The sequence below is a fragment of the Aliirhizobium cellulosilyticum genome (genome assembly GCF_014198105.1).
Classification (GTDB): domain Bacteria; phylum Pseudomonadota; class Alphaproteobacteria; order Rhizobiales; family Rhizobiaceae; genus Neorhizobium; species Neorhizobium cellulosilyticum.
On record NZ_JACIGW010000021.1, the window covers coordinates 1 to 7,505 of the forward strand.

A 7,505-nucleotide genomic window follows, 5' to 3' on the forward strand; every position below is an offset into this window, starting at 1 on the left:
CACCCGCATAAGGCATTGGGGTATTGCTCGCCTCGTGAGTTCTTAAACCGTCAAACCGAAAGCTGATCCTGTCCGGTTTTTAAGGGGCAACTCCACGGGGAGAACATGCCACCATGTCTCTCGTGTGTAGGGACCAGCATCTGTGTAATTGATCGTTGCTAGACCCTCAGCCGTCTCAGCAAGATGGTCACTGACGTGAAAGCGAACAGACCGATAGGGCAGCTCACCGAGATCGAATTCATATAATTCATCTATCGGCATGCTGTTGAAGCAAGCATCGTAACCGGCCATGTAGTCCCTGGAGAACGATGTACTCAACCGGACAGAGATTCGGTCATGATCGAGTATCCTCTCGAACGCTTTCGTATACCCATCCGTCGGCAACGCCTGCAATGTGTCGGTGGGAAAATAGCGCGGATCACGATCGGTGCGTATTTGTAAACGACGAACGACAGCGGCATCCATTTCGGACAGATCCAGCTGCCACATCTTCTTCGTATAAGGACAAAAAAACGGGTCGGTCAGCTCCTTTCCGATGGTAGAATAAAGATGGTCCTCAGCACTGATAACCGGTGACCGTGGAAGGGCTACCGAGGCAAGATAGGACATCGCGTCATCTGCTGTTTCGAGGCCGGTGCCAAACACGGCATTTATAGTATCAAGGTTTACTGGCAACGGTACCTTGCGCCCGTCTTCAAGGAGCGCCCACGACTCGATGCTCATATGGCAGCCACCCGGTAAACTGCGATAGCCATTCGGCCACGCGATCGTTGGAGGTATGAAACAGGTGCGGCCCGTACCGGTGGATGCGCACTCCGCAGTCGTGGACATAGTCAAAGCAGTTGCCGGCGATATGGTCACGTTTATCGATGACATCGACTTCGTGGCCTGCATTCGCAAGCTCCCGAGCATGCACCGCGCCGGCGAAACCGGCCCCAACAACGAGAAGCTTGGCCATAGCCCTATTCTTTCAGATGTGCGGCAACGATTGAATTATGCCGGCGATTGGCAAGATCAAACTTTGGCTCAAAAATTCGGCTTTCACAGCATGCTTAACTGCAGCAACCCACCTGACCGGCTGAGATCTATTTGTGAGCCGGAACAAAAGGTCTAACCCGACCCGACGCGCCAGCGCCAGCCCACTGAGATGGCGACCACTACGGACCGTACCTGACAATATGCGAATGCGAGGAACACCGACGCCATTGATCTTTGCACCACGCGCGTCCTTTATCCATTCCATCGTAGCATCCATCTAGTCCATGGCACTTTGTCGTCGTGTGTCACGCATGAACTGGTGAAGATTGCCGCCTACGGGTCTGGTGTGACGCACCGTGATCGCGTCAATGATTGCGACGCCCCGGTACGCCTCCCCTTTGATCTCGCGAACCATCTGAGGCCAAAGGAAATCAAGCCCGAAGCCGCTAGCGGTCTTCTCGATGATGGGAAGTGAGCGAACGAGTGTTTCGCGGCTAACGAAAGGTACCATCACCTCTACGAAGTTTGTATACCGGACATCAAAACTTGGATGTCGCAGCGTGATGAGGTGCGAATAGTAGGAGCGCTCATCGAGTGAAGGTTGGTAGACATGGTAGTTATTCTCAATGCCGAGCACGAAGAGACTGTCAACATCAGCGGCCACGGCATCAATGTCATCGTCTGGAAGCCAGAAGTAGTCATAGCGGTCAATCGCTTCGGGAAACTGTTTGAAGAAAAGAAACAGGCCATCCCACTTGCCGCCTTTGCAACGATGTACGTAGTCAGCTTCCGGAAATTCGACCGCAGAGTCTGATCCATAATAACTGACCCCGACATCGAAATGGCGCCGACCCGTGGCCCAATTCCGATGTAGACTGCTGTCTCCACAGCGAACCACAGCCAAACCGCGTGGTGACTTGTCCTTGATCCTCGAGCCGAGCACTAAGCCGCCGGAATGCATAGACTGACTCCCCATATACCACCAGAAATCCTAACATGGACGCGGGTAATCCGTTTCCAAGCGCGGAACTGGATGTGAAAGTTTTCGCCAAGTGGGCAAGTCAGATCGTATGCAAACGATAGAATGGACTGGCCAATGGAACTAACTATTAAGTAAAACCTGTCGGTTAAATCTCGTCCAATAGTTCAGCTGTTCACTGAAAGAGAGATTAAGTTGCCCAGCGGACAGGCGGCTGGGATAGCCACCCACGTGACGTGGGATCCAGGTTCGATGACAGAATACATGGCATGCGGCCTGCTGCAAGTATTAAGTGAAACATTTATTGACTATTTGGAACACTCTGAAAAACCGCCCGATCGGTATTGGTCGGTCAATAATACTTGGCGACTTGAGAACCAACCCGGAAGAGTACATGGGATCGATTAGGCACGCTCGTCGGAAACGACCTGAGATTTAAGCACAACCTCTTCCAGCACCTCGCGGACACCCGGCTGGAGATCTTCGTGTAGCGGCACGGTAAGGCCGAACCAGCGATCTTCGGGAGTGGTGGTAATGTGTTCGGCTCAGGCAAACTGTCGACCCCGCAACATTCCTTCGAAGGCCCGGCATCGTACGATGCTGTGAGCCCGGTACCGGCGTGAACTCAAGCCCAATTCCTGAAAGGCTCGCACTGGTCATAGCGGTCCGCCAAGATATGTTGGCTCTATCAGGAGCCTTGAGGGAGCTGTTCGAAAGTAGAAATCTTCACCAAGGGCTATGAGCGGGAGCGGGTCTCCAGATCCGCTTCCTCATTCCAATTCGAATTTTACGAGTTCACGCTCTTGGGATGCGACTTTACTACACACCGTTTTACAGGAATGTAACCAACTCTTTTTTCACGGCCTTAACCGCCGCCAACTATTACTGGGCGAAACTTTATTGCAGGTCCCCGATGCCCAAGCAGTTGCTGTCACACTGGTTTCTCCGACGGGCGTTTCCGGCTCTCCTTTCGATTTTAATCTGTGGGCTCCTCTTTATCACTTTACATTGGGCTGCTGGACAAGCCGACGAAGTAGCTGCGGCGCGACAGAAAGATCTTGTTAATCTTGTGGTTTCCAAACTTAGGGCGGGAGTGGCACACGAGCAAGAAAGTGCGACCGTCTGGGACGATGCAGTCCGCGGAGCGTTGGAGCGGGATCGAGACTGGCTGGATGCCAATCTGGGTGTCTGGATGCATACATATTTCGGACATGATGCGGCCGTCGTGCTCGGGCAAGATCTAAAGCCTATTTATCAGTATATCGCCACTAATGAGCGTCCGCCGCGTACCGATGACCTCGCTACCGCGTATTTGCCGCTTGCGGAGCGGCTGAAGCAAAGACTTGCCGCGGGGGATACTGAAGGGATGGACGATCGCACGCTTTCCATAGGAGAGGTCGACCTGATCTATGTCGGGTTCCGCCCCGCAATAGTCAGTGTGAAACCGATCGTTTCGGATAGCGGAGAGGTAGAACAGGTTCGCGGGGACGAGAACCTGCACGTAGCGGTACGTTTCCTTGACAGGGATCTACCGTCCTTGATCGGCCAAGAATATGAGTTCGCCGCCCTCGAATTTGGCGTTCAGCGACCAAAGGACAAAGAGCGCTCCTTCGTCCCGCTGAAGGCACGTTCAGGAGCGGTTGTCGGTTATTTTCATTGGAAGCCATTTCGACCCGGCCGAAGTGTACTCAAGGCAACTTCACCCGCTCTGCTCCTTGCTCTGATTGCGTTATTTGCTGCAGCTAGCCTGGCGGGAGGCGCGATCTGGCGTCGGTCCAGTCGGCTTGCTTCAAGCCAGGAAGCCCTTCGCCACCAGGCCCACCACGACAACTTGACCGGGTTGGCCAACAGACTTTACTTCAACGAACAGCTCGCAGCCCGCGTTGCAAAAGCGAATGTGGAGGACAAGCATTGTGTGCTTTTCGTTGATCTGGATCGGTTCAAGGAGGTCAACGACACCTTCGGCCATCCCACAGGTGACAAAGTGATTTCAATGGCTGCATCAAGAATGTCCGAACTGCTACCGAGCTCGGTAGTGGCCCGCATCGGCGGTGACGAGTTCACACTCCTGCTCGATCAACAGGCTGTCGAACAGGTGGGCCAAGTCGCGGACGATATCGTCAAATGTCTTAAGAGGCCATTCGACATCGATGGGGCCCACATCGTGATCGGTGCCAGTGTGGGTGTCGCGCTATCGCAGGGCCGCTGCGATCCTGTAGAGCTTACCCGGCAGGCCGATATTGCGCTCTATCATGCGAAAGCGGCCGGCAAAAACACGTATGCAATTTTTGGCAGTCATATGGCCGAGCTTCTTCGCAAGCGCCGCGAACTCGAACACGATCTGCGTGCAGCAATCGAGCAGCGAGAGCAAATAGAAGTCTTCTATCAGCCGGTCTACTCCGCCCTGGGCGAGGCAGCATGTTCGCTTGAAGCACTTGTGCGTTGGAAGCACCCCACCTGTGGATATATCAGCCCCACGGAGTTTATTCCCATAGCCGAAGAAACCGGGCTAATTCATGAGATCGGCATTATTGTTCTGGAGGATGCCTGCAGCGTTCTGTCCGAACTTCCGCAAATGACGGTTTCAATCAATGCGTCTGGATTGGAGCTGCAATCACCTGCCTACTCGCTTCGGATAATGACGGCTCTGGCAAACCGGGGATTGTCACCCGAGCGGCTGGAAATCGAGTTAACGGAGAGCGTCGCCATAGGAGACAATCGTCAGCTTGACCGGAGTATAACGATCTTGCGGAGCGCCGGCGTTAAAATCGCCATAGATGACTTCGGCACGGGTTACTCTTCTTTCTCTCGAGTTCAGAAATTCGCGGTCGATAGAATTAAAATCGATAAGTCCTTCATCGATGACCTGCATCGCAGCGATAGCAGGGCCATGGTTGCGGCAATAATCACTATGGCTCAGGCGAAGGGGCTGAAGATCACAGCGGAAGGCGTGGAGACGGCTGAGCAACTGGAACTTCTCAAGGGACTAGGTTGCGACCACCTGCAAGGTTTCCACCTGTCCCGCCCATTGGCCCGCGCGGGAATAATTTCTCTACTGCAGTTGCAATCCAGCGCTACTGCATGAGAAGCGGTCAACCGGGATATATGGTGGATATTGCCCGTGCTCACTGCGTCTATTATCATATGCGCAAATACTGATTCGGAATCATATTAAATGTCGACCTTCTCCTTCGACCTGGAAGCTGCCTCCCAACTGCTCGACATTCTCGGTAGTCCGGTGCGCTTGGAAATCCTGAGAATACTTGAGCAGGGAGAAATCTCGGTTACAGCACTGGCGGCCCGTGTAGGCATGAGCCAGTCCGCGATTTCGCAGCACCTGAAGAAGATGCGCGACCGGAGCGTGGTCATGACGAGGCGCAGTGCTCAGACGATCTATTATTCACTCCCAGCTGGCTCCTCAGCATCCGTTGTCCTTGCTGTCCTTGAGGGACCACCCGTGCCTGATCCGGTAATTTTGTGATCGGTCAGAAGCCGTCGCTTCATCCTTGGAAGGCTCTCAGGAGGAATAGCGACGCTTTTGGCGCAGAGTCGCCGCACAACTTTCGCTTGGCGTAGAGTAGGCCCAAGCTTACACGTGTCGCCAGCTACGTGGTAAAGGTTTTCGTCTGTCTAATCCTTAATCCGCTTTGCTAACGTATGGAGAAGCTCCATCAGCTGCATCTGATAGAGTTGTTTGAGCTTGTTTGTCGTGTCTGCGTATGACGGAAACACCAACCCGAGCGCTTCGCTGCATTTCCGGTAGCTAAGTCAACCCCGCCTGATGCACGCTTGTGGGCCGCGAGAGTGCTGCCCATATCATTTACCGCACTACGGTGCGATCGCCGCAGGGCCTACTTCTGACGCTGAGGGATAGTCGCATCTTCGAAAACTGGATCGACGCGCAGTTCACCCATTTTATCGCCGGGAAGTCATCCTGGGCTCCCAGAGGCTAGCGACACGCACAATGTCAAAACCTAAGGCTGCCCCGCGAAAGCGAGCCAACAGCGCAGCTGTGTATAAGACTTATTAAACGCGAAACGCTTTCACGCCCCGTCAAGACCTGTCGGCGAATTTTTACCTTCCTCTGCGCGGGAAATTTTTGCCTCTTCTTCGCGGATAAGACTGATCAGCATCTGTCGCTCCGGATCGGTCCATTCTTTTTGTGCCAACAGATTTCGGTAACGTTCGATGTTCTGTCGGGCTACGAAAACCTCCAATCTTTGCTCCTCCTCAGACAGCAAAGCAGCGATCTATGTCTTCTGGCTGTTTCCAACTTGCTACCACTATCACCTGCAGAAACGAGCCATATCGCGACAAAGCGGACATGGCAATTGTCAATTATTGGGTTCTAGACCGCTGAGCTTGTTCCTCTCAACCAATCTGAAGAGGGGTTCTGCATGGAGGCTGCCTGGCTGATGCGCCGAAAGTTATAAATCACGTGCGCCGATTAGTCGTCTGTGATCATTGGTCGCCAACGATATTCCTGGTCGGCAAAAGACATGCTGGATGACATTTGCTAACCAGAGACCGGCGGTCATGTATTGAATGTAATACAGGGGACGTAGCCAGAATTGCTAAATTTCAATTTTGGTTGAGGCTGATAAAAAAACCAACGTTTAATGTATTATTTAGGATGAAAAACTATTCTTCCATCGAATCCACGAACATCTTTGTTCTCATTGCGCATGATGTGCACCGCCTCAATTAATAAACCGCCGCGCGCCAGCTTCTTCAGCTGTCATCCAAGGTAATTTTATGCTCAAGCATCTCAAGATCAAGACTAAATTTCTTATGGCAATCGCCATTCTCGGTGTTATCTCTTTAGGCGGTCTCCTGTTCGTGACCGAGGAGTTCAACGCCGCCAACCACTCCTATTCGGACTTTCTGCTGAATGAAGGGACGGCTGCCACCTACGGTCCCCGCGGGGCTGCTGGGATGTGGACGGCGGTCAATTGGCTGAATCGCGCGCTTGATCAGGATCCCAAGTCGGAGCGGTTCACTGAGTTCTCTACTCGCTTCTCCACCGAGATGACTGGAGCGCGTTCACGCCTGACACAAATTCCAGGCCTTGTGCCGAGTCGCAAGGCCGCGATTGACGAGTTGTTGGCCGGATTTGACGCCCTCGTCACCGTTGGTGGCGACCTACTTAAAGCACATGCGGCCGGCGATAAGATCCAGTTTGACGCCATCTCTTCAAGACTTGAACAATTGACGGTTGATCTCTCAGCCAAGTCTGGCGCCAACAACGCCGCCATGTCAGAGCTCATCAAGAATGGAACTCAACGGCTGACGGACGAGGTTTCGTCGACGATCCAGATAGCGCTCATCGGCATGCTGATCGGTATCGCCGTTGCTATCGTGTTGGCACTGACGATCGCCCAGAAGGGTATCACGGCTCCGATGGCGCGCCTTCGCGAACGTATGGCGTCGCTTGCCGCCGGCGATGCCCGCGTTGCAATCGATGGTCTCGACCGAAAGGACGAAATCGGCCAGATGGCCGAAGCCGTCGAAGTCTTCCGTCACAACGCTCTCGAGCGCACCCGCCTGG

7 protein-coding genes and 1 other annotated feature are annotated in these 7,505 nt (G+C 53.5%); of the genes, 3 read left to right on the top strand and 4 right to left on the bottom strand.

Annotated features, from left to right (window positions below; all coding sequences use genetic code 11):
• Positions 1-42 precede the first annotated feature (42 nt).
• The 3 genes from GGE33_RS27220 to GGE33_RS27230 all read right to left on the bottom strand — a co-directional run bounded on the left by GGE33_RS27220 (position 43) and on the right by GGE33_RS27230 (position 1,939).
• Positions 43-723: a UDP-galactopyranose mutase gene (locus GGE33_RS27220; protein WP_183830583.1), complete on the bottom strand. Its 681-nt coding sequence runs from the start codon at positions 721-723 to the stop codon at positions 43-45.
• Entirely contained in the window at positions 695-958 is a 264-nt protein-coding gene (locus GGE33_RS28100; protein WP_183830586.1) for an FAD-dependent oxidoreductase, read from the bottom strand. Before GGE33_RS28100 ends, GGE33_RS27220 begins: the two co-directional genes overlap by 29 nt.
• 297 nt (positions 959-1,255) lie before the next feature.
• Entirely contained in the window at positions 1,256-1,939 is a 684-nt protein-coding gene (locus tag GGE33_RS27230; protein WP_183830589.1) for a DUF707 domain-containing protein, read from the bottom strand.
• Between the two features lie 211 nt (positions 1,940-2,150).
• Positions 2,151-2,205 (bottom strand) — a sequence feature (sul1 is cis-regulatory element that is thought to sense ions involved in sulfur or methionine metabolism; They are found in Alphaproteobacteria).
• Positions 2,206-2,870: 665 nt separating this feature from the next.
• On the opposite strand from GGE33_RS27230, the gene GGE33_RS27235 reads away from it, so the two are divergent.
• Positions 2,871-5,042 carry a putative bifunctional diguanylate cyclase/phosphodiesterase gene (locus tag GGE33_RS27235; protein WP_183830591.1) on the top strand — a complete coding sequence of 724 codons (2,172 nt, stop codon included), beginning with the start codon at positions 2,871-2,873 and terminating at the stop codon, positions 5,040-5,042.
• A 90-nt stretch (positions 5,043-5,132) separates the two neighbouring features.
• Positions 5,133-5,438 carry an ArsR/SmtB family transcription factor gene (locus tag GGE33_RS27240; RefSeq protein WP_183830593.1) on the top strand — a complete coding sequence of 102 codons (306 nt, stop codon included), beginning with the start codon at positions 5,133-5,135 and terminating at the stop codon, positions 5,436-5,438.
• A gap of 562 nt (positions 5,439-6,000) precedes the next feature.
• On the opposite strand, the gene GGE33_RS27245 is transcribed toward GGE33_RS27240, so the two are convergent.
• Positions 6,001-6,174 (bottom strand): hypothetical protein, encoded by a 174-nt coding sequence (locus GGE33_RS27245; RefSeq protein WP_183830595.1) that lies wholly within the window; start codon positions 6,172-6,174, stop codon positions 6,001-6,003.
• 574 nt (positions 6,175-6,748) lie between these two features.
• Between GGE33_RS27245 and GGE33_RS27780 the strand changes: the two genes are divergently transcribed.
• On the top strand, positions 6,749-7,505 hold a 757-nt coding region (locus tag GGE33_RS27780), incomplete at its 3' end, for a methyl-accepting chemotaxis protein (protein ID WP_281388901.1).

Bases quoted from the DNA above. Each gene is read 5' to 3' on its own strand.
- GGE33_RS27230 (WP_183830589.1), bottom strand. From the start codon at position 1,939: ATGCATTCCGGCGGCTTAGTGCTCGGCTCGAGGATCAAGGACAAGTCA.
- GGE33_RS27220 (WP_183830583.1), bottom strand. From the start codon at position 723: ATGAGCATCGAGTCGTGGGCGCTCCTTGAAGACGGGCGCAAGGTACCG.
- GGE33_RS27240 (WP_183830593.1), top strand. From the start codon at position 5,133: ATGTCGACCTTCTCCTTCGACCTGGAAGCTGCCTCCCAACTGCTCGAC.
- GGE33_RS28100 (WP_183830586.1), bottom strand. From the start codon at position 958: ATGGCCAAGCTTCTCGTTGTTGGGGCCGGTTTCGCCGGCGCGGTGCAT.
- GGE33_RS27235 (WP_183830591.1), top strand. From the start codon at position 2,871: ATGCCCAAGCAGTTGCTGTCACACTGGTTTCTCCGACGGGCGTTTCCG.